Source organism: Atopobiaceae bacterium, from assembly GCA_022483015.1.
Lineage (GTDB): Bacteria > Actinomycetota > Coriobacteriia > Coriobacteriales > Atopobiaceae > JALCUE01.
In genome coordinates this window covers 1078688-1101652 of sequence record JAKVOB010000001.1, presented here as the reverse complement: position 1 = coordinate 1101652, position 22965 = coordinate 1078688, and the positions used below count along the sequence as shown (strand labels likewise).

Annotated in this window: 4 protein-coding genes and 3 pseudogenes; 1 reads left to right on the top strand and 6 read right to left on the bottom strand. The window is 66.3% G+C overall.

From position 1 onward, the window contains the following. Positions 1 to 1232: 1232 nt before the first annotated feature. The 4 genes and pseudogenes from LKE50_04750 to LKE50_04735 form a co-directional block, all read right to left on the bottom strand. Positions 1233 to 4343: pseudogene (locus tag LKE50_04750) on the bottom strand (hypothetical protein). Between the two features lie 512 nt (positions 4344 to 4855). Then, positions 4856 to 5047, bottom strand: a pseudogene (locus tag LKE50_04745) (hypothetical protein). Continuing rightward, a pseudogene (locus LKE50_04740) lies at positions 5043 to 9737 on the bottom strand (InlB B-repeat-containing protein). Before LKE50_04740 ends, LKE50_04745 begins: the two co-directional pseudogenes overlap by 5 nt. Positions 9738 to 10821: 1084 nt before the next feature. Next, positions 10822 to 14145 carry an ATP-binding protein gene (locus LKE50_04735; GenBank protein MCH3967916.1) on the bottom strand — a complete coding sequence of 1108 codons (3324 nt, stop codon included), beginning with the start codon at positions 14143 to 14145 and terminating at the stop codon, positions 10822 to 10824. A gap of 442 nt (positions 14146 to 14587) precedes the next feature. On the opposite strand from LKE50_04735, the gene LKE50_04730 reads away from it, so the two are divergent. Next, positions 14588 to 15376 carry a ZIP family metal transporter gene (locus LKE50_04730; GenBank protein MCH3967915.1) on the top strand — a complete coding sequence of 263 codons (789 nt, stop codon included), beginning with the start codon at positions 14588 to 14590 and terminating at the stop codon, positions 15374 to 15376. A gap of 87 nt (positions 15377 to 15463) precedes the next feature. Here LKE50_04730 and LKE50_04725 read toward each other — a convergent pair whose 3' ends face one another. Both LKE50_04725 and LKE50_04720 read right to left on the bottom strand, forming a co-directional pair. Then, positions 15464 to 17776 carry an InlB B-repeat-containing protein gene (locus LKE50_04725; GenBank protein MCH3967914.1) on the bottom strand — a complete coding sequence of 771 codons (2313 nt, stop codon included), beginning with the start codon at positions 17774 to 17776 and terminating at the stop codon, positions 15464 to 15466. Then, entirely contained in the window at positions 17751 to 22805 is a 5055-nt protein-coding gene (locus tag LKE50_04720; protein MCH3967913.1) for an InlB B-repeat-containing protein, read from the bottom strand. Before LKE50_04720 ends, LKE50_04725 begins: the two co-directional genes overlap by 26 nt. Positions 22806 to 22965: the final 160 nt, after the last annotated feature.

Here is a 22965-nt window from a genome sequence, read left to right as displayed (position 1 = left end):
CGCCGATGCCGGTGACGGTGGCCGTGACGGTGCCGACGTCGGTGGTGTCGTCCGAGTAGGAGAGCGTGTAGTCGGTGCCCTCGACCAGGGACCTTGCCGTCGTGGAGTCGGTGACGGTGACGGGCTGCTTCTGCGACTGGCCGTCGTAGGTGACGTCGGCCGGCTGCGAGACCGTGAAGCGGGCCGCGTCGGTGATGTCGGCCTTGGTGACCTCGAGGGTGCCGAGGGTCCTCGGTGACGGTGTAGTTGGACTGCTTGGCGGTGCCGTCCCAGCGAGCGTGTAGGCGTTGGTCGAGCTGCCGGCCTCGGTCTGCGTGCCGGTGGTGGCGAGGGTCGCGGTCTCGCCGGCGACGAGGCCGGAGAGGGTGCCCGCGGCCGTGAGGGCGGTGCCGTCGTAGGCCTTGGTGGCGTCGGGCGTCGTGACCGTGAGGGCGGCCGGCATGATCTTGTAGGTGCGGTCGACCGTGCCGGCGTAGTTGCCGATGCCGGTGACGGTGGCCGTGACGGTGCCGACGTCGGTGGTGTCGTCCGAGTAGGAGAGCGTGTAGTCGGTGCCCTCGACCAGGACCTTGCCCGTCGTGGCGTCGGTCACCGTGAGGGGCTGCCTCTGCGACAGGCCGTCGTAGGTGACGTCGGCCGGCTGCGAGACCGTCGAAGCGGGCCGCGTCGGTGAGGTCGGCCTTGGTGACCGTCGAGGGTGCCGAGGGTCTCGGTGACGGGTAGTTGGACTGCTTGGCGGTGCCGTCCCACGTCGAGCGCGTAGGTGTTGGTCGAGCTGCCGGCCTCGGTCTGGCGTGCCGGTGGTCGGCGAAGGTCGCGGTCTCGCCGGCGACGAGGCCGGAGAGGGTGCCCGCGGCCGTGAGGGCGCCGCCGTCGTAGGCCTTGGTGGCGTCGGGCGTCGTGACCGTGAGGGCGGCCGGCGTGATGGTGACGGTGCCGTCGGCGGTGGCGTCCTCGTAGTTGGGGTTGGTGGCCTTCACGTGGACGGTCTGGGCGGAGGTGACGTCGGTCCACGTGGGGGCCGTCTCGGACCAGGTCTGGCCGTCCGTGCTGTAGAGCAGGGTCGAGCCGGCCTGCGCGGCCGTCGCGGAGACGGTGTGCGCGGAGCCGTCGTAGGCGCCCTCGTAGGAGGTCACGGTGACGGCGTTCTGCGCCGCGCCGGCCTTGGTGATGGTGAAGTCCGCGGGCACGTAGGTGACCGCGTAGTTGCCCTGCGTCGCCTCGCCCGCGGGGACGATCACGCCCGCGTAGGTGCCGGCGGCCTCGTCCTCGTTGGTGCGCGAGACCGTGTAGGAGACGGTGTCGTCACCGAGGGTGCCGTCGGCCGTGGCCGAGAGGGCCGGGTCGGCGTCGCCGTAGGCCTTGGAGGCCGCGGCGGCCGTGACGGTGACCTGGGCCGGCGTGATGGTGACGGTGCCGTCGGCGGTGGCGTCCTCGTAGTTGGGGTTGGTGGCCTTCACGTGGACGGTCTGGGCGGAGGTGACGTCGGTCCACGTGGGGGCCGTCTCGGACCAGGTCTGGCCGTCCGTGCTGTAGAGCAGGGTCGAGCCGGCCTGCGCGGCCGTCGCGGAGACGGTGTGCGCGGAGCCGTCGTAGGCGCCCTCGTAGGAGGTCACGGTGACGGCGTTCTGCGCCGCGCCGGCCTTGGTGATGGTGAAGTCCGCGGGCACGTAGGTGACCGCGTAGTTGCCCTGCGTCGCCTCGCCCGCGGGGACGATCACGCCCGCGTAGGTGCCGGCGGCCTCGTCCTCGTTGGTGCGCGAGACCGTGTAGGAGATGGTGTCGTCACCGAGGGTGCCGTCGGCCGTGGCCGAGAGGGCCGGGTCGGCGTCGCCGTAGGCCTTGGAGGCCGCGGCGGCCGTGACGGTGACCTGGGCCGGCGTGATGGTGACGGTGCCGTCGGCGGTGGCGTCCCCGTAGTTGGGGTTGGTGGCCTTCACGTGGACGGTCTGGGCGGAGGTGACGTCGGTCCACGTGGGGGCCGTCTCGGACCAGGTCTGGCCGTCCGTGCTGTAGAGCAGGGTCGAGCCGGCCTGCGCGGCCGTCGCGGAGACGGTGTGCGCGGAGCCGTCGTAGGCGCTCTCGTAGGAGGTCACGGTGACGGCGTTCTGCGCCGCGTCGGCCTTGGTGACCGTGAGGGTGCCGAGGGTCTCGGTGACGGCGTAGTTGGAGGACTTGGCGGTGCCGTCCCACGTGAGCGCGTAGGTGTTGGTCGAGCTGCCGGCCTCGGTCTGGGTGCCGGTGGTCGAGAAGGTCGCGGTCTCGCCGGTGACGAGGCCGGAGAGGGTGCCCGCGGCCGTGAGGGCGCCGCCGTCGTAGGCCTTGGTGGCGTCGGGCGTCGTGACGGTGACCTGGGCCGGCGTGATCTTGTAGGTGCGGTCGACCGTGCCGGCGTAGTCGCCGATGCCGGTGACGGTGGCCGTGACGGTGCCGACGTCGGTGGTGTCGTACGAGTAGGAGAGCGTGTAGTCGGTGCCCTCGACCAGGACCTTGCCCGTCGTGGCGTCGGTCACCGTGAGGGGCTGCCTCTGCGACAGGCCGTCGTAGGTGACGTCGGCCGGCTGCGAGACCGTGAAGCGGGCCGCGTCGGTGAGGTCGGCCTTGGTGACCGTGAGGGTGCCGAGGGTCTCGGTGACGGCGTAGTTGGAGGCCTTGGCGGTGCCGTCCCACGTGAGCGCGTAGGTGTTGGTCGAGCTGCCGGCCTCGGTCTGGGTGCCGGTGGTCGAGAAGGTCGCGGTCTCGCCGGTGACGAGGCCGGAGAGGGTGCCCGCGGCCGTGAGGGCGCCGCCGTCGTAGGCCTTGGTGGCGTCGGGCGTCGTCACCTTGAGCGGGGCCGGCGTGATGGTGACGGTCTGCGTGCCGGTGATGTCCTTGTAGTTGGGACGGGTCACCTTGTAGCCGACCGTGACGGAGCCGGACGTGACGTCCGTGTAGGCGTTGTCGGTGTCGTAGGTGACCGTAGCGTCGGCGGGGGCGGTGACGGTGATGCCGTGCGCCTGGCCGTCGTAGGTGCCGGCGTAGGGCGTGGCCGTGACGTCGTAGGCGGCCGCGTCGACCGTGAGGGTGCCGAGGCTGTCGGTGACGGTGTAGTTGGACTGCTTGGCGGTGGTGCCGGCGGCGGCCCAGTCGATCGCGTAGGTGTTGGGCGTGGAGCCCTCGTCGGTGATGGAGGCGTCCGTGGCGGCCGAGACCGTCTCGCCGTTCACGAGCCCGGTGGACGTGACGGTGGCGTTGGAGTGCGCCTGGCCGTCGTAGGTCCAGGTCTGGCTGCCGGTCGTGACCGTGAGGGCGGCCGGCGTGATGGTGACGGTGCCGTCGGCGGTGGCGTCCCCGTAGTTGGGGTTGGTGGCCTTCACGTGGACGGTCTGGGCGGAGGTGACGTCGGTCCACGTGGGGGCCGTCTCGGACCAGGTCTGGCCGTCCGTGCTGTAGAGCAGGGTCGAGCCGGCCTGCGCGGCCGTCGCGGAGACGGTGTGCGCGGAGCCGTCGTAGGCGCTCTCGTAGGAGGTCACGGTGACGGCGTTCTGCGCCGCGTCGGCCTTGGTGACCGTGAGGGTGCCGAGGGTCTCGGTGACGGCGTAGTTGGAGGACTTGGCGGTGCCGTCCCACGTGAGCGCGTAGGTGTTGGTCGAGCTGCCGGCCTCGGTCTGCGTGCCGGTGGTCGAGAAGGTCGCGGTCTCGCCGGGGACGAGGCCTGAGAGGGTGCCCGCGGCCGTGAGGGCGCCGCCGTCGTAGGCCTTGGTGGCGTCGGGCGTCGTGACCGTGAGGGCGGCCGGCGTGATGGTGACGGTGCCGTCGACATACGTGATGTTGAGACGCGAGGTCACATCCTGGCCAGACGCGTTCCTGATAACGAGCTTATCTGCCGTAGCGGAGACAGATCCCTCCGTCACGTCGGTAGCCGAAGCGCTGGAAGCGGCAGTATCGAGCGTATAGCCTGTCGGCAGCGAGCTCACCGAGACGGTCGCACCATGTGCGTGACCGTCATAGGTAGAGACACTTCCCACCGTCGTAACGATGATGGGCGACGCGCTGTCAGTCACCGTGAGGGTGCCGAGGCTGTCGGTGACGGTGTAATTGGACTGCTTGGCGGTGGTGCCGGCGGCGGCCCAGTCGATCGCGTAGGTGTTGGGCGTGGAGCCCTCGTCGGTGATGGAGGCGTCCGTGGCGGCCGAGACCGTCTCGCCGTTCACGAGCCCGGTGGACGTGACGGTGGCGTTGGAGTGCGCCTGGCCGTCGTAGGTCCAGGTCTGGCTGCCGGTCGTGACCGTGAGGGCGGCCGGCGTGATGGTGACGGTGCCGTCGGCGGTGGCGTCCCCGTAGTTGGGGTTGGTGGCCTTCACGTGGACGGTCTGGGCGGAGGTGACGTCGGTCCACGTGGGGGCCGTCTCGGACCAGGTCTGGCCGTCCGTGCTGTAGAGCAGGGTCGAGCCGGCCTGCGCGGCCGTCGCGGAGACGGTGTGCGCGGAGCCGTCGTAGGCGCTCTCGTAGGGGGTCACGGTGACGGCGTTCTGCGCCGCGTCGGCCTTGGTGACCGTGAGGGTGCCGAGGGTCTCGGTGACGGCGTAGTTGGAGGCCTTGGCGGTGCCGTCCCACGTGAGCGCGTAGGTGTTGGTCGAGCTGCCGGCCTCGGTCTGGGTGCCGGTGGTCGAGAAGGTCGCGGTCTCGCCGGTGACGAGGCCGGAGAGGGTGCCCGCGGCCGTGAGGGCGCCGCCGTCGTAGGCCTTGGTGGCGTCGGGCGTCGTCACCTTGAGCGGGGCCGGCGTGATGGTGACGGTCTGCGTGCCGGTGATGTCCTTGTAGTTGGGACGGGTCACCTTGTAGCCGACCGTGACGGAGCCGGACGTGACGTCCGTGTAGGCGTTGTCGGTGTCGTAGGTGACCGTAGCGTCGGCGGGGGCGGTGACGGTGACGCCGTGCGCCTGGCCGTCGTAGGTGCCGGCGTAGGGCGTGGCCGTGACGTCGTAGGCGGCCGCGTCGACCGTGAGGGTGCCGAGGCTGTCGGTGACGGTGTAGTTGGACTGCTTGGCGGTGGTGCCGGCGGCGGCCCAGTCGATCGCGTAGGTGTTGGGCGTGGAGCCCTCGTCGGTGATGGAGGCGTCCGTGGCGGCCGAGACCGTCTCGCCGTTCACGAGCCCGGTGGACGTGACGGTGGCGTTGGAGTGCGCCTGGCCGTCGTAGGTCCAGGTCTGGCTGCCGGTCGTGACCGTGAGGGCGGCCGGCGTGATGGTGACGGTGCCGTCGGCGGTGGCGTCCCCGTAGTTGGGGTTGGTGGCCTTCACGTGGACGGTCTGGGCGGAGGTGACGTCGGTCCACGTGGGGGCCGTCTCGGACCAGGTCTGGCCGTCCGTGCTGTAGAGCAGGGTCGAGCCGGCCTGCGCGGCCGTCGCGGAGACGGTGTGCGCGGAGCCGTCGTAGGCGCTCTCGTAGGAGGTCACGGTGACGGCGTTCTGTGCCGCGTCGGCCTTGGTGACCGTGAGGGTGCCGAGGGTCTCGGTGACGGCGTAGTTGGAGGACTTGGCGGTGCCGTCCCACGTGAGCGCGTAGGTGTTGGTCGAGCTGCCGGCCTCGGTCTGGGTGCCGGTGGTCGAGAAGGTCGCGGTCTCGCCGGTGACGAGGCCGGAGAGGGTGCCCGCGGCCGTGAGGGCGCCGCCGTCGTAGGCCTTGGTGGCGTCGGGCGTCGTGACCGTGAGGGTGGCCGGCGTGATGGTGACGGTGCCGTCGGCGGTGGCGTCCCCGTAGTTGGGGTTGGTGGCCTTCACGTGGACGGTCTGGGCGGAGGTGACGTCGGTCCACGTGGGAGCCGTCTCGGACCAGGTCTGGCCGTCCGTGCTGTAGAGCAGGGTCGAGCCGGCCTGCGCGGCCGTCGCGGAGACGGTGTGCGCGGAGCCGTCGTAGGTGCCGGCGTAGGGGGTCACGGTGACGGCGTTCTGCGCCGCGTCGGCCTTGGTGACCGTGAGGGTGCCGAGGGTCTCGGTGACGGCGTAGTTGGAGGACTTGGCATTCTGAGAGAGCACATACGTGAAGTCGTTCGTCGTCGAACCGACACTGGTGATGGCTCCGGTGACATCATACGTGGCGCCCTCGCCCGTGGCCCAACCTTCACCGGACACGGTGACGGTGGAGTTCTTCAGCTCCGTGCCGTCATAGACCTTAGTATCCGTTGCACTTGTGAGCGTGACCGCACGCTTGGCAACCTCGAGCGAGCCATCACTCACGACGAACCTGACGTTGGTGTAGTTCTTGCTCGTGTTGGCAAAGCTCGCAGCCGTGAGGCCCATGGGATAGGAGCCGGCATCAACGGCACTCACCGTGTCGGTCCCGGTGAGCGAGAAGTCATTGGCCGTATAGAGGCTGTTGCTGATGGACGCGACCGTATACCCGGTGACGGAATGGCTGGCACCATCATATGTGGCATTGGCAGAATGACCGTTGATGGTCACGACGACCTCTGAGGTAACAGGATCGACCGTCAAGGCACCCTCGGACTTGGTGATGTCGTAGTTGTCTAGGTTGGTGCCGCTCTTCGCCTTGTAGGAGAAGCTGTTGGCTGAGGATCCCGACTCGGTCTGCGCGCCAGTGAAATCGTAGTCGGCACCCTGGCCAGAGACCCAGCCATCCTCGAGGAGGCTTGCTGTTCCATTCGTGAGGGCGGTGCCGTCATAGGTCTTCGAAAGGCTTACGGAGGTCAGGGTGAGTTTCGCCCTATCCACCGTGAGCTTTCCGACGACGGTCTTGACGTTGGTGAAGGAACCCGTCACGTCGTTGTGGCTCGCGTCATAGATCTTGTAGCCGGTGACCGTGTTGTCCGAGGAGCCGGCATCGGTCTGGGAGCCGGAGACCGTCGCCTCGAAGGTGAAGCCCGCAGGCAGGCCCGTCTCGGTCGTGCCCGTGGAGCGCGTGAGGGCCGTGCCGTCATAGGTCCTCTCGTCGCTCGGGGCCGTGAGGGTCACGGACGTGGAGTTGGACGTGACCGTAAGCTTGCCGAGGTGCGCGTCGATGGTGTAGTTGCCCTGCTTGGCCGAGCCGTCCCAGTTGATGTCATAGCCGTTGGTCGACTCGCCGACGTTGGTCTGGGTGCCGGTGGTCGAGAAGGTCGCGGTCTCGCCGGTGACGAGGCCGGAGAGGGTGCCCGCGGCCGTGAGGGCGCCGCCGTCGTAGGCCTTGGTGGCGTCGGGCGTCGTGACCGTGAGGGTGGCCGGCGTGATGGTGAGGTTGCCGGCTGCCTTGGTGATGGCGTAGTTGGCCGTCACGTCGACGTCACCGTGCATGACCTTCACGCTGTAGACCACGTTGTTGCCCGTACCGGAGTCGGAGACGTTGGTGGCGGAGCCCGTGGCCGTGGCGACGAGGGTGTCACCCTCGGCAAGCGTGCCGGCCGTGAGCGTGGCGGTGGTGGCCGTGAGGGCCGTCCCGTCATAGGTCTTGCTGGCGGTGGGGGCCGTCACCGTGATGACGATGGGGTTCTCGTTGGTGACGCTCAACGTGCCCGGGAGCTTGGTGATGACATAGTTGGAGGCATTGGTCCCATCCGCGAGCGTGTAGTCGGTGACGGTGTTGGCAGAGGAGCCAACGAAGGTCTGCGACCCCTCGACGGTCACAGCGGCAAGCCCATCCGTGCCGACGAAGGCACCAGAAGCGATGGAATAGCCAGAATCAGTGAGGGCGGTACCGTCGTAGGCCTTGGTGGCGTCGTTGGCCTTCACGCTGATTGCGACCGGATTCACCGTGAGCTTTCCGACGACGGTCGTGACGTTGGTGAAGGAGCCCGTCACGTCGTTGTGGCTCGCGTCATAGATCTTGTAGCCGGTGACCGTGTTGTCCGAGGAGCCGGCATCGGTCTGGGAGCCGGAGACCGTCGCCTCGAAGGTGAAGCCCGCAGGCAGGCCCGTCTCGGTCGTGCCCGTGGAGCGCGTGAGGGCCGTGCCGTCATAGGTCCTCTCGTCGCTCGGGGCCGTGAGGGTCACGGACGTGGAGTTGGACGTGACCGTAAGCTTGCCGAGGTGCGCGTCGATGGTGTAGTTGCCCTGCTTGGCCGAGCCGTCCCAGTTGATGTCATAGCCGTTGGTCGACTCGCCGACGTTGGTCTGGGTGCCGGTGGTCGAGAAGGTCGCGGTCTCGCCGGTGACGAGGCCGGAGAGGGTGCCCGCGGCCGTGAGGGCGCCGCCGTCGTAGGCCTTGGTGGCGTCGGGCGTCGTGACCGTGAGGGTGGCCGGCGTGATGGTGAGGTTGCCGGCTGCCTTGGTGATGGCGTAGTTGGCCGTCACGTCGACGTCACCGTGCATGACCTTCACGCTGTAGACCACGTTGTTGCCCGTACCGGAGTCGGAGACGTTGGTGGCGGAGCCCGTGGCCGTGGCGACGAGGGTGTCACCCTCGGCAAGCGTGCCGGCCGTGAGCGTGGCGGTGGTGGCCGTGAGGGCCGTCCCGTCATAGGTCTTGCTGGCGGTGGGGGCCGTCACCGTGATGTTCGTGGAGAAGTACAGCTTGAGCACGAGCGACCCATCGCCGGAAACGTTGCCGGAGAGGACCGTGCCCGCGTAGGAATCGCCTGCGTAGGTGTAGCCCGCGAGCGTCTTGTCGGCATCGGTCACGCTTGCCGTCACGTCGGTCTTGGCATAGCGTGTGACCGTCTTGATGACGGTGCCCGTGCCAGCAGCGACCCACTGGACCGTATATGCCGTCTTGTCGTTGGGGATCCACTGGGCATAGAGCGTGACGGAATCAGACATGGTGATGTCAGCGCTCGACGCATAGGACGTGCCCGTCCCATCGGCTGCCGTGTTCCAGCCGCTGAACGTGTAGCCGGGACGCGTGGGCACCTTCGAGCTGACCGTGGCCGTGGAGTCCTTCACGTACTGGGCACCATCGGGCATGTTGGCCCATTCGCCTGCCGGAGCGTTGGCGTTGTAGCTGAGGTTCACCTTGGCCCTGTCGAGAAGCACGCCGTCCACGTGAAGGGTGCTCTCCTGCTTGATGACATACCAGAGCACGTACTGCGTGTCAGGGTCATACGAGATGCCCTTCGCGTTGCAGACCGTCTTGATCTGGTCATCGGTAGGCTGATTCAGCAGGTGAGAGCCGACACCTTCGGTCGAGTTGGCATAGAAGGCCGCGGTCGACACCGCATCGGCGATCTTGATGGCACCGGTGTACTCGCTGGAGGCATGTCCTTGGGGCTCGGTCGCGATGGTGCCGTCGAGCCTGATGTAGAACTCGGCATCCACATCGGTGCTGGCCCATGTCGCGTACAGGGTCGTGTCCGCTGTGAGCGTATAGGTGCTCCCAGCCGCATAGACGGGCGTCTTGTAGTTCCCGTCGCCGGTCGCGTTGTCCGACGTGGACCAGCCGACGAACACCTTGCCTCTCTTGGTACCGGCGTAATCAGGAAGTGTGACGTCATCGCCCTGCTCGCCCGACTGGCTCGCAGGCGCGTCGGCACTGCCACCGTTGGCATCGAACGTTACCGTGAGGGTCGCGGCCGTGACCGTGACCGTCCAGGTCTCGGTGGAGGTGTTGTTACCCCAACCATACGTATGCGTGATGGTGACCGTGCCGACCTTATTAGCCGTGACGGTCGCGTTGGAGGAGTTCCAGCCGTTGTCCTTCGCAACCGATGCGATCGAGGAGTCGCTGGACTTCCATGTGTCATTGGAATAGCTGTACGCGCCCTTGATGTACTGCGTCTGACCGACCTCGAGCGTATAGTCGGCCGCGGAAGCCGTCGACAGGCTCATGACGGAGGCTGCGGGGGCGTCCTCGGTCGTGGCATCCGTAGTGGTCGTGGCGGCAGACCCTGAAGCGGAGCTTGAAGGTTCGTCGACGGTCGTCGAGGCGAGCGGCTCCGCGTCGTCGACGGTGGCGGCATCGGCCTGGGCGGTCGCCTCCACGACGACCTTGAGGCCGGACGCCACGGAAGCCGCATCAATCGTGTAAGTTCCATCGGCATTCGGAGAAAGTGTGGTCTCGGTGCCGTTCACCGACGTCTTGACATCGGTGAGGTCATAGCCCTCGTTGGCAGAGGCCGCGAACGAGAGCGCCTTGCCCTCGGGAACGGACATGTGATCGGTGGGGTCGGCCACGACCTGGCCGAGGTAGGTGATGTAGGCGTTCTCGAAGTCAAGCGAGACGGAGACGACGCCGTCCTCCGCCGTGGCCGCCTCGTCAGAGGTGGTCGCCCGCGCGGAATCGGTCGTCGTGGTCCCGGACCCCTTGGCAGCGCTCCCCTGCTGGGCGGAGGTGTCCTCTGCCGCGGTGGCCTGCGAGGACGTCTGGTCTGTGGCGGCAGCCGTGCTCGCCGACGAGGCCGACGTGGCAGTCGCCGCCTGGGTGGTCTGCGCCTGCGCGGCAGTCGACGCCTCGGTGGCGGCCTCGCTCAGAGCCGACGTGGGGACAGAGGTCATCACCATGGCGACCGAGAGAAAGAACGCAAGGAGCTTACGTGCTGGGCCTTGGTTCTTGCCTGAGAGGTTCATCATATCCACCCTTCGTATCAGCGCCGACATAGCCTCGAGAGCATGCCCGCGTACCTGCCATATGAGAGCAGATGAGCCCCCCACACACCAGTCCACACTAAATAATCAACTTATTGTACATCGTCACTCGACAAGTGGCAATTCGTGTCTGCTTCGAACTATGTTCGAAGCCTCCTGTAATTTTGGCGACGTCCTTCAGTTTTACCTAGCGATACGTGCGTCCGCTGATAAACATGTCTTATGTAATAAAAGGCATATACTTTTTGACGATGAATCCAAGGCCGGTTCTTGGAGCATCTTCAGGAAGGCTCATCCACACCTTGAGGGTTGCCGCCGCTCGGAGTCATCAGCGTCTGGGGGCGCAGGCCTCCGCGAGGGTCCGATAGAGGTCCTCGGGGACCACCGGCTTCGAGAGGTGCGCGTTCATCCCCGAGGCGATGGTCCGCTCCTGGTCCTCGGAGAAGGCGTCCGCCGTCATGGCGATGATGGGGATGGCCTTCGCATCGTCGCGTGCGAGCGAGCGAATCGTGCGTGTTGCCTCGAGGCCGTCCATCACCGGCATGCGCACGTCCATGAGGATGGCATCGTAGTGGCCAGGGTCATGGCCTTGGAACAGGTCGACCCCCACCTGCCCGTTCTGCGCGACCTCCACCTCGACCCCCACCTTGGCGAGCAGACGCCTCGTGATGAGGGCGTTGACGTTGCTGTCCTCGCAGAGAAGCACCCTCCTCCCCGCAAGCACCTGCAGGTGCTCCGGACTCGAGGCATGGAGTCGCGCCGACTCCTGGGCGACCTGCTCGGGCGTGGCGAGCGCCATGGAGAGATGGACCATGATGCTCGTGCCCCTCCCGGGCGCGCTGGTCACCGAGATGGTCCCGCCCATCTTGTCGACGATGGCCTTGGTGATGGCCAGCCCCAGGCCCGTGCCTTGGTAGGCACCGGTGGCATCGGCTCGCGTGAACGAGTCGAACATGTTCCGCTGGAACTCCCGAGTCATGCCGATCCCCGTGTCATTCACCTCGAAGTTGCAGGTCAGGATGCCATTCTCGACGACGTTGTCACGCACGACGAACGAGACGCGCCCGCCTTTGGGCGTGAACTTCACGGCATTCGAGAGCAGGTTGAAGAACACCTGGTTGAACCTGGTCTTGTCCACATACAGGTCCACGGACGTGGAGCCCTTCTCCCAGACGAACTCCAGGCCCTTCTCGCGACAGAGCGGGACGATGACCCCCTCCATGTACTCCACGAACTCGTGGAAGCCATAGACCGAGGGCGTGAGCTCGAAGGTACCGCTCTCGATGTGCGAGATGTCCAGGACGTCGTTGATGAGGCTCAGCAGGAACTCGCTCGAGGCCTCCATGCGGTCGAGGTCGGACGTGAGGGCCGGCTTGTCGTCGAGCTCGTCGCGCATCATGCGGGTGAGGTTCATGACGGCGTTCATGGGGGTACGGATGTCATGGCTCATACGCGAGAGGAAGTCGCCCTTGGCACGACTCGCCTGCTCGGCGGTATCGAGCGCCGCCTGGAGACGCGAGACGCTGTCGGTCACGTCGATGCGTGACACCACGAGATGACCCTTGTCGATGCCGAGGGACGAGACCCGGTAGAGCTTGTTGCGGACAGTTCCGTCCATGACGAGGCGTGCGCTCACGTCGAAGGTGCCCTCGTGGTCGGCACGCGCACCCATGGTCGCGAGCATGAGGCTCGCCGCGACACGCTCGCGGTCATCCGGGTGGATCATCGCACGCACGAACGAGCGCATGTCGCCATCGAAGGACACGCCGCCCATCCGGGCGCCGTCCTCATCGGACTTCGAGAAGAACGCGTGGTAGGAGCCCCGCGTGCGATCGACGAGGATGACACGGTCGTAGTCGTTGCTGGCAAGCGTCTGCAGGACCTGCTCGGTCTGGTGCTCCTCGGTCAGGTCGATGCCGTAGGCGAACCCCTCTATATCACCCGTCTGGGGGTTGGGGAGGAGGTGGACCGTGGTGTGGAACCACCCCGAGACCGCCCCCGCCAGGATCGGATGCTCGAGGTCGATGTCGTTCCTCCCCTCACCGAAGGCTGCCACCATGGCCTCGCGGGAGAACCGCTCATGGAAGATCGCCCGCAGACCCCCGTTGGGGATGGATGCCTCGATGCCGGCCATGAGCCCGGTGACGGTGCCGTCCGAGCCGAGTGCCAGCAGGTCATCGTACTCAGAGACGCCGTCGTCCACGGAATCGCTCGTAACGTCGAGATGGAACGACGCCACCGTGCTCCTCTCGGCAAGTTCGCGATAGGCGACCGCCTTGGCGTACCGCCCCTCCGCCTCGAGCTGGTCGGTGATGTCCCAGTACGAGATGATGGCGTAGGAGGGCTTGCCGGCATCGTCGAAGACGGTGGTGGCGTCCTCCTGGCACCAGACCCATCGACCGTCGACCGTGTGCAGCTTGAACCGGGTCGTCTGGAACGGCTCGCCCTGGTCGATGCGATGGAAGAAGTCACGGTAGGCATCGGCCTGGTCGGGGGCGACATGCCCCTCGGAGAGCATGGTCTCGACCATATGCTCGCGCACGGGAGCCTCCGAGAAGGGGTTGACCTCCGAGACGTGCGTGCCGGCACCGGTGGCCACGTCATAGCGATAGACATGCTTGCCACCCTGCTTGAGCACGATCTCGTACTGACGGTCACGCTCGGCGATCACGGAAGCGTCCTCGCGCTGGTGACGCCTGATGACGTAGTCGTAGCGCATGAAGAGGGCAAAGGCCCCCACCAGGAAGATGCCGAAGACGAACATCGAGCGCAGCGCCTCGCCCTGCGCCTTCGACACGTCCGCCGCATAGGACGACGCGTCTATCTCGTTGGCGACGAACCAGTCGTTGCCCGGCAGACCGGTGCCGGTGAGCGGCGTATAGATGGTGAACCGGTCGGAACCGTTGTAGGTATACCTGACGACCGTCTCCTTGCCGGCCTGCAGCGAGGCCTCCATCTCCTCGAGCGAGTCGCCGTCCTTGAAGCTGACCGCATCCGAGCCCATGAAGTTGAAGGCGTTGTCGTCATCATTCACGAAGAGGCTGCTCGAGCTAGGTACGATGATCGTGCCATCGGAGCTGGCAAGGAACGAGATGCTCTCGCCGGCATAGGCCGTGCCCGAGAGGTCAGCAGAGAGGTTCTCGCGGTAGTACATGCCCGAGACGATGCCCACGACCTGGCCATCCCGATAGCAGGGAACGGACAGCACGACACCAGGCTCGCCCGAGGCCCGCCCCACGACATAGGCCATTCCACGGTTGCCCGCCAGCGCAGCCTGCGTCGAGGAGACGTCGGACGTGTCGACACCCGCGTTGACGCCCACGAGGGAGACCCCATCGGGCCCGATGAACACGAGTGACCCGACGTTCATGTCCTTGGAGGCGGCATCGAACAGGGAGGAGATCGCCGAGATGTCCGAGGTGTCCATCTGGCCGACGGATGCAGAGAGCGCCTCGAGGACCTGGAACTGGCCGTCGAAGGTCTGGGCCAGAGAACGGGCCTGCTCGTGGGCGCTGTCGGTGAGGACGGCCTCGGCCTTGGACTCGGAGGCCTGGCGGGCGCTCCAGGCGGAGGTGACCACGCCCGCGACGAGGCCAGAGACGATGAGCAGGCCGATGAGGACCGGCGCCACACGACGCCAGGTGATGTGCATGGTCTGCCACCCCCTCGTGTCGCCAGCGGAACGGACGCGAGCCGAAAGCCCTCGATATCAGTGCCCAGTATACGACGCAGGCCATAGGGGGCGACGAGGCTTACGGTAAGCGGCGGCGGGGACCTGGCGGGTCACTCCGGGCAGGCGACCTCTTGGCAGATGTGGGTTGCCTGGCCAAAGCGACCCCGGAAGGTGAACGAAAGGACCTGGCGGGTCACTCCGGGCAGGCAACCTCTTGGCAGACGTGGGTTGCCTGGCCAAAGCGACCCGGAGGCGTCACGCCCCCACGACGGCCCTGGACGAGAAGCGCCACTCGACCGGCGCGTCTATGTGCTACCGTCGTTGAATCATTTTTCTGATTCCGGGCGGCCGTCGCCGATGCCGCTGGTACGATGGCTATGACGACAGCACGCACGGGATGGCGACGACCCGGGAGACACACATGTCCGAGACCATGACCACGGCGATAGGGCTCCTCATACCGCTCGCAGGCACCACGCTGGGCGCCTGCATCGCCTTCTTCCTCAAAGGGGAGATGTCCGGCCACGTCCAGAAGGCACTTCTCGGCTTCGCCTCGGGCGTCATGATCGCCGCATCGGTATGGTCACTGCTCATCCCCTCGATCGAGGCGGCAGAGGCGTCGGGCGGCATCGCCTGGCTGCCGGCGGCCATAGGCTTCCTCGCCGGCATCGCCTTCCTGCTCGCCATCGACATGGTCGTCCCCCACCTGCATGCCGACGAGGACACGCCCGAGGGCCGTCCGTCGCGCCTCAACAAGACGACGATGCTCATGCTCGCCGTGACCATCCACAACGTCCCCGAGGGCATGGCCGTGGGTGTGGTCTTCGCCGGCATGCTTGCCGGCAGCCCGACGGTGACCGTCGCCGGCGCGATCGCACTCGCGACGGGCATCGCCATCCAGAACGTCCCCGAGGGCGCCATCATCGCGGGACCCCTGCGCAGCGCCGGCGAGTCTCGGGGCAAGGCGTTCCTCTCTGGGTTCCTCTCGGGCGTGGTCGAACCCCTGGCGGCGCTGCTCACGATCGCCCTCTCGCAGCTCATCACCACCCTGCTCCCCTACCTGCTCGCGTTCGCGGCGGGCGCCATGATCTACGTGGTGGTGGAGGAGCTCATCCCCGAGACGGCCGAGGGCGAGCACTCCAACCTGGGCGTCATCGGATGCGCGTTGGGCTTCGTCATCATGATGGTGCTCGACGTGGCGCTGGGATAGCAAGCCGGCGTACGGTGAGCCATACGGACCGACCGCCCTGGGTAGGTCCCAAGGGCGGTCGGAGAACGCGCACAGCCATGAGGGGCGCTACCCCCGACGGCGCTTACGTATCACAATGCCGCAGGTCGCGGTGGCGAGGGCCACGAGCGTAAGCGAACCGATCGGGAAGACCGGGTCGGAGGTCGCAGGGATACCGGCTCGCGCGGTTATGACCTGGGCCGAGCTGCCAGAGGAGGGCGATCCGCCACCCGAAGCGCTACCAGCATTGCTGCCGGCAGCATTGTTGCCGTCCCCACCGTTGCCGTTTTCCCCATCGTCGACAGACGAGACGGTCCACTGGGCATAGAGCGTGACGATGGAACCATCCTCTGCCACGAGGTCCTTGACGCTGGCCTTCTCCGAGAATGACGTGCCTGAGCCGTCGGCAACCGTATTCCAGCCGGCGAAGGCATACCCCGTGCGAGTGAAGGCAGATGCGGTGAGGTCGGCGGCCGTGCCGTAGGTCATGGCCTGCGGCTCCATGGTGCCATCGCCGCCGTTGGCATCGAAGGCGACCGTGTAGGCGATCGGCATCCACTGGGCATGGAGGGTGATGCCGCCGTCGGCCTCGGACACGAGGTCCTTGACGCTGGCCTTGTCGGCGTATGTGTGCCCTGAGTCATCAGCCCAAGCGGTGAAGGCATAGCCCTCGCGAGTGAGGGTGCAGGCCGCGAGCTTCTCGTCTGCGTCGTAGGACAGCTCCTGAACGTCCATGACACCAGTGCCGCCGTTGGCCTGGAAGGTCACCGTATAGGTGTTCGGCACGAAACGTGCCAGATAGGACGCGCTGGTCATGACGTTGGTCGGTGCGAGCGTCGCCTCGGTAGTGATGACGTCCTCTGAGTCGGCAAGCGTCCAGCCCGCGAGGTGATACCCAGACTCGGCCGTGGCGGTCGACCCTTGGGCAGTACCACCCAAGGCGACGGTCTCGGAAGCGAGGCTCACGCTTCCATGCGACGCCTCGTCAGCGGCATACGACACGACCAGGTCGGAGGTCCACTGGGCATGGAGGGCGACGGTACCGCCAAGCTCGGTCGTGAGGTCGATAACTGAGGCGCCGTCAGCGTACATATGTCCCGCATCATCCTTCCAACCGACGAAGGCATGACCAGGGTTGACGTACGTGTTGGCAGTGAGGTCCGCGGCCGTTCCGTAGGTCATGGGCTGATCGTCCATCTGGGTGCCGGTGCCACCATTGGCATCGAACTTGACCGTGTATGTGTTGGCCGCAAAGCTGGCCGTGTAGGCAGTCTCGACCCATCCCCCCACAGGCTTCGTAGGCTGGAAGAACGATATGGCGGAGACCTCCGCACCGGAAGCATCCTTCCAGACCACGAAGTGATGCCCAGCGGCCGGAATGGCCGTTGAGCCAGATGGCACACCAGTATCGGGGGCGACGAGCTCGCTGTCCGAGGAGACCGTCCCGACGGCAGTGTCAGAGCTCCCATAGTAGATGCGGGCATCGGCGCGCTGCCCCCAGACGGCGTAGAGCGTGGTGGGGTCGAGGTCAGAGACGAGCTGGCCGTCGAAGTAGTCTGGGGTCGTCGTGCCCGCGGCAAGAGCCCAGCCCAGGAAGGTGTAGTCGGCACGGACGAAGCCGTTGGGCGTGAGCTTCGCGGATGAGCCATAGGTCATGCCTTGTAGCTGCATGGTGCCCGACGTGGAACCATTGCCCTCGAAGGTGACGTCATACGAGTCCCCGCTCCACTGGGCGTAGAGGATGACCGTGCCTGAGGTGGCGAGGTTGGCGACCGAGTCCCCGCCAGCATACGGGGTGCCCGAGCCATCCGCCTTGGTGTTCCAACCGGTGAAGGTGTAATGGTCCTTGGCGTAGGCGTTGGCGGTGAGGTTGGCGGCCGTGTCGTAGGTCATCGGCAGGTCAGCCATGGTGCCTGAGGTGGCGCCATTACCGTTGAACTCGATCGTGTAGGAGTTGGCCTGCCAGACGGCGTAGAGGGGCACGGTGCCGGAGGTCGCGAGGTCGGTGACGGATGCCTCGTCAACAAGGTCGACGATGGTACCACCTTGGGTCTTCGACCAGCCGAGGAAGGCATAGCCCGTGCGGACGAGGGTGCAGGCCGTGAGGTTGGCGGCCGCCCCGTAGGTCATCGGCTGAGCAGGCATGGTGCCGGTTCCGCCGGTGGCGTCGAAGGTGACCGTGTAGCCGTTGGCGACCCACTGGGCCGTGAGCGTGACGGAGGCGTCACCGGCAGCTCCGGTGGCCAGGTTCTCGACCTCAGACGCGTCGGCGTACGTGTGCCCCGCGCCGTCAGACCAGCCAGCGAAGGTGAAGCCGGTCTTGGCGAAGGCGTTGCCGTTGAGGTTCGCAGGTGTGTCATAGGTGAGGGTCTGGGGGGTCATGGTGCCGGAGGCCGCCGTTGGCATCGAAGGTGACCGTGTAGGTGTTGGCCTTGAAGTTGGCCACGAGGTCGGTGTTGACGTAGTGGTCGGATGACCAGGCGGAACTCGCCTTGATCTTCTCGGCCGTGAGGGTGGCATCGCTCGACACCACGGTGTCAGAGCCATAGACCGTCCAGTTGACGAACGTGTAGCCGGTCCCAGCCGTGGCCGTGGAGCCTACCGGCGTGCCCTGGCCCCGGACAAGCGTCTCCTTGGCGCTCGAGACCGAGCCCTGTGCCGGGTCGGTGACGTTGTAGGAGATGAGCGCGTCGGGCCAGGCCTCCCACATGGCCGTGAGGGTCACGGTGCCGGAGGTCGCCAGGTCGGACACGCTCGCCTTGTCAGCCACGAAGCGGGAGCTGTCCCCCACCCTCCAGCCGAGGAACCGATAGCCCGGGCGCGTGAACGCGTTGGCCGTGAGCTCCTTGGCCGTGCCGTAGGTCATGGGCTCGTCGGCCATCGTCTGTGTGACGCTGCCGTCGGTGACGCCGGTGGCGAACGTGACCGTATAGGCGTTGCCCTTGAAGTTGGCCACATAGCTGGCGCTGGCCGTGACGCCAGCAGGCTTGAGCGTCTGCTCGACGGAGACGGGTGTCGTGGAGCCGGCAAGCGTCCAGCTGACGAACGTGTAGCCAGTCGCAGCCTCGGCGGTGGAGCCTTGGGCGTTGTCGCCCGAGACGACGGTCTCAGAGCCGACGCTCACGGTGCCGTGCGTCACGTCATCGGGGACGTAGGTCACCACCAGGTCCTGCGTCCATTGGGCCGTGAGGGTGATGGACTCGTCACCGACGGCCCCGGTGACGAGGTTCTTGACGGAAGCCTTGTCGGCGTACGTATGTCCCGCGCCGTCAGACCAGCCGGCGAACGTGTAGCCAGTCTTGGCGAAAGTGTTGGCATCGAGGTTCGCGGCTGTGCCATAGGTGAGGGCCTGGGGGTCCATGGTGCCCGAGCCGCCGCTGGCATCGAAGGTGACCGTGTAGGTGTTGGCCTCGAAGCTGGCCACGAAGTTCGTGCTGACGTAGTGGTCGGACGACCAGGCGGGGCTCGCCTTGATCTTCTCGGCCGTGAGGGTGGCATCGCTCGAGACCACGGCGTCCGACCCGTAGACCTTCCAGCTGGAGAACGTGTAGCCGGTCCCAGCCGTGGCCGTGGAGCCGGCAGGCGTGCCCTGGCCCTGGGTGAGCGTCTCCTTGGCGCTCGAGACCGTGCCCTGTGCCGGGTCGATGACGTTATAGGAGACGAGCGCGTCGGGCCAGGACTCCCACATCGCCGTGAGGGTCACGGTGCCGGAGGTGGCCAGGTCAGACACGCTCGCCTCGTCAGCCACGAAGCGGGAGGTGTCCCCCACCTTCCAACCGAGGAACCGGTAGCCGGCGCGGATGAAGGCGTTGGCCGTGAGCGGCGTCGCGATGCCGTAGGTCATGGTCTCGTCTTCCATCGTCTGCGTGACGCTGCCGTCGGTGACGCCGGTGGCGAACTTCACGGTGTATGTGTTGGCCTTCCACCGGGCATGGAGCGTCGCCGTCGAACCCTGCTCGGTCGCAAGGTTCTTGACACTCTCGGCGTCGGCATACGTGTGCCCCGCGTCATCGGTCCAGCCGGCGAACATGCAGCCCTCACGCGCGAAGGCACAGGGCGTGAGGGCGACCTCGGTGTCGTAGGTCATGGATTGCTTGTCCATGGTGCCGGTCCCGCCGTTGGCATCGAAGACGAGCGTGTAGGTGTTGGCGGTCCACTGGGCCTTGAGGGTGATGGAGGTGCTGCCGCTCCCGCTCGTGACCAGGTTCATGACGGAGGCGCCATCGGCGTAGGTGTGTCCCGCATCGTCGGCCCACCCCGCGAACGTATAGCCGGTGCACGTAAAGGTGTTGGCATTGAGGTTCGCGGCCGTACCGTAGGCGAGGGTCTGGTCGGCCATGGTGCCGTCGCCACCGTTCGCAACGAACTTCACCGTGTACTCGTCGCCCTTCCACTGGGCATAGAGCGTGGCTGAGGTGTCGCCGGTGTCGCCGGTGGCCAGGTTCTTGATGCTCGCCGCATCCGCGTAGGCCGTGCCGGTGCCGTCAGCAGCCGTGTTCCATCCTGCGAACGTGTAGCCGGCACGCGTGAAGGTGCTGGCGTCGAGGGTATGGCTCTCGTCGTAGTCGAGCGTGAGGCCAGCCATGGAACCGGAGTCCGCACCGTTGCCATCGAAGGTCACCGTGTACGAGTTGGGCTTCCACTGGGCATAGAGCGACAGGGTCTCACTATATCTGGTGGTGTTCTTGACAAGGGCCTGGTCGGAATAGGACCAGCTGCTTCCGTCTGCGCGATGATTCCAGTTGACGAAGGTGTAGCCCGTACGGGCGTAGGCGTTCGCCGTGAGGGCCTTCTCCTGGTCATAGGTCATGACCTCGTTCGTCATGGAGCCAGAGGTAGCGCCGTTGCCGAGGAAGGCGAAGGAATAGTTGATGGGCCTCCAGATGTACCACACGTCGACATGCCCGTCCTGCACATCCGTGAGGTTCAGGATCTCCTGGTCCTCCGTGTAGGTCGTGCCCGTGCCATCCCGGTTCTGGCTCCAGTGGTCGAAGCAGTAGCCAGCCCGATAGGTACCGTAGTAATCCGAGTCGTCGGAAGGTGGTCTGAACGTCGTGGGAGCATCGTAGGTCAACGTGATCGTGTACTTGAAGGGGTTGTGCGTGTAGCTATAGTCGCCACCTATCAGGGACCTGCCGGTCACGCTGTCGCAATACGTCAGGGTGTAGGTGTTGGGTGCGATGTTCGCCGTGTAGTTCTCGTCCACCCACCCGGCATTCTTCATCACCGGCACGTACGTCGCGTCCGTCGAGACGACGGTCCCCTCCGAGTCGGTCCAGTTGACCAGATGATACCCGGCGGCGACCGTGACGGTGGAGCCCGAGGGCGTACCCGTCTGGGAGTTCAACGTCTCCGAGGCCAGGGATACCGTGCCATGGCTCGCATCCGAGGAGGCGTAGGTAAGGGTCGCGTTCTTGGTCATCGGGATCCAGACGGCATAGAGGGTCACCGAGTCATTCGATGCCACCTCTGTGACCACCTGCTTGTCCGAGTAATCCGCCTTGGTGGATCCCTTGGTCTTGGACCAGCCGGCGAAGAAGTAGTTCGGTCGCGAGAAGGTGTTGGGGGAGAGGGACTTGCGCTCCCCGTGCCTCCAGATCTGATCAGGCATGGTGCCGCTGACATCATCCACACCAGAGTCGAAATGGACCAGATAGGGCAGCTGATAGAGCTCAAAGATGTCCGAGGTGCCCAGGCGATTATAGGAGGCGATGTTCGTGGTCACGTAGCCGAGGTCCGTGCCCTTGGGAAGGTAGAGGTAGAGCGCGGCACAGTCGCTAAAGGGACCTGGGATGGTCCACATGTGCACGTCGCTCTGGGACAGCGCGGCAGCCGCAGAGTCATAGAGCCTCAACTCCGTCACCAGCTCGTAGGTGGAGGTGTACTGGAGCTGGACGGAGTAGCGCTCGAGCTCCACGCCGTCGGCGTTCTTGGGCGTGGGCTGCACGGACTCATCGAAGCCCGAGGTACCGGACCCCAGCACGGAACCGCCATTGATGGTGAGGCTACCACCGTTCGAGCCTTCGCTGCCCGAGCCGATGCCGCTGGCATCCCCACCGTGACGCGCGACCACGGTGCCGCCGTTGATGATGACGGTGCTGCCGGAGGTCTCGTATCCCCCACCGATGCCGGCGCCATACTCCCCGCCCGTGGCAGTGAGGATGCCGCCGTTGACGGTGACCGTGCCGCCATGCGTGGCGTCACGTCCAGTCCCGACACCCGCGGCCTTCTCCCCGCCGATTGCCGTGACGCGCGTGTCATCGCCACTCACGGTGAGCGTGCCGGGGCTGCCCCCGTCCTTGTCGCCGGAACCGATGCCAGCGCCACCGTAGCCGCCCGTGGCCGTGAGCGAGGCGCCGTCGGAGATGATGACGTTGCAGCCGCCCGACTGGTCACCGCCACCGATGCCAGCACCGTACTTGCCGCCGTTGGCCGTGACCTTCGTGCCAGCACCCGTGATGGTCACCGTACCGCCGCTCGTCGCCTCGTTGCCACAGCCGATGCCAGCAGCCTCGCCATATCCTGTGGCCGTGACCTGGGCCCCGCCCGTGATGGTGAGGGAACCCATCGAGATGCTGGCACCGTTCCAGGTGCCGATACCCGCACCGTCGGTGTCGCCTAGGGCGTTGAGCGAGCCCGTGCCTGTGATCGTGAGGGAGGCGCCCCGTTGCACCTGGACGCCCGGCTGACCGCCACCGACGCAGTTGAGCTCGCTGGAGCCCTCCAGGGTGGCCACCACGGTGCTTCCGCCCTGGATGCGAAGCGGGCTGTCGCCGTCGTGCCTGAGCTTGAGGTCCTTAAGCTCAAGCTTCACCGTGGACTTGGTGGCGACCACGTTGACCATGCTGTCCTGGGCCGCACCATCTTCGCTCGTCAGTATGACGCTGGCGCTCGCGGGGATGATGGAGGGGTTGCCACCTAGGCCAGAGATCTTGAGCATGCCAGACTCGCTCGCGTCCGAGATGGTGATGGTACGGCCGCCATCTACCAAGATCTCCAGCGCGTCATATGTCTGTGTGACGAGGTCATCGGACTGGACAGTGAGCGCATCCTGCGTGGTGGCAGCCTGGGCGTCGGCCGTCTCGGAGGTGGTGGACGCGTCATCGGTGGTCGCGGCAGCGGTCTCGACGGCACTCGCGTCGTCATCGGTCGCAGTAGGGGTCTCCGCACTGACCGCAGAGGAAGCGTCGACCTCCTGGTCGCTCGTCGCATCCTGCGAGATGGCGTCATCGGCAGTCGACTGACCGGCATCCTGGACGGTCAGGGAAGCGGAGGCCGATCCCACAAGGGAGCTCGTGACGACCTGCGCCTCGTCCACGGCCTCGGCGAGGCCCTGCACGGGCATGCATGTGAGCGCCATCGCCACGGAAAGGATGATGACAAGTGCCTTGCGAGAAGGGTCGCTTCGCATGATGGGCCCGCCTTCGTCTCGAAAGGGGACGGACCACAAAGGGACCTTCCCCTTGAGATACTAGTCAGCCCATCTTAGCCTGCCATCAGGCTGAATCCCCTATTCAGGAAGGCGAAAGGCCGGTTTGGGGGGACGTGCGGGCCCCCGGTCCGCGAGACAT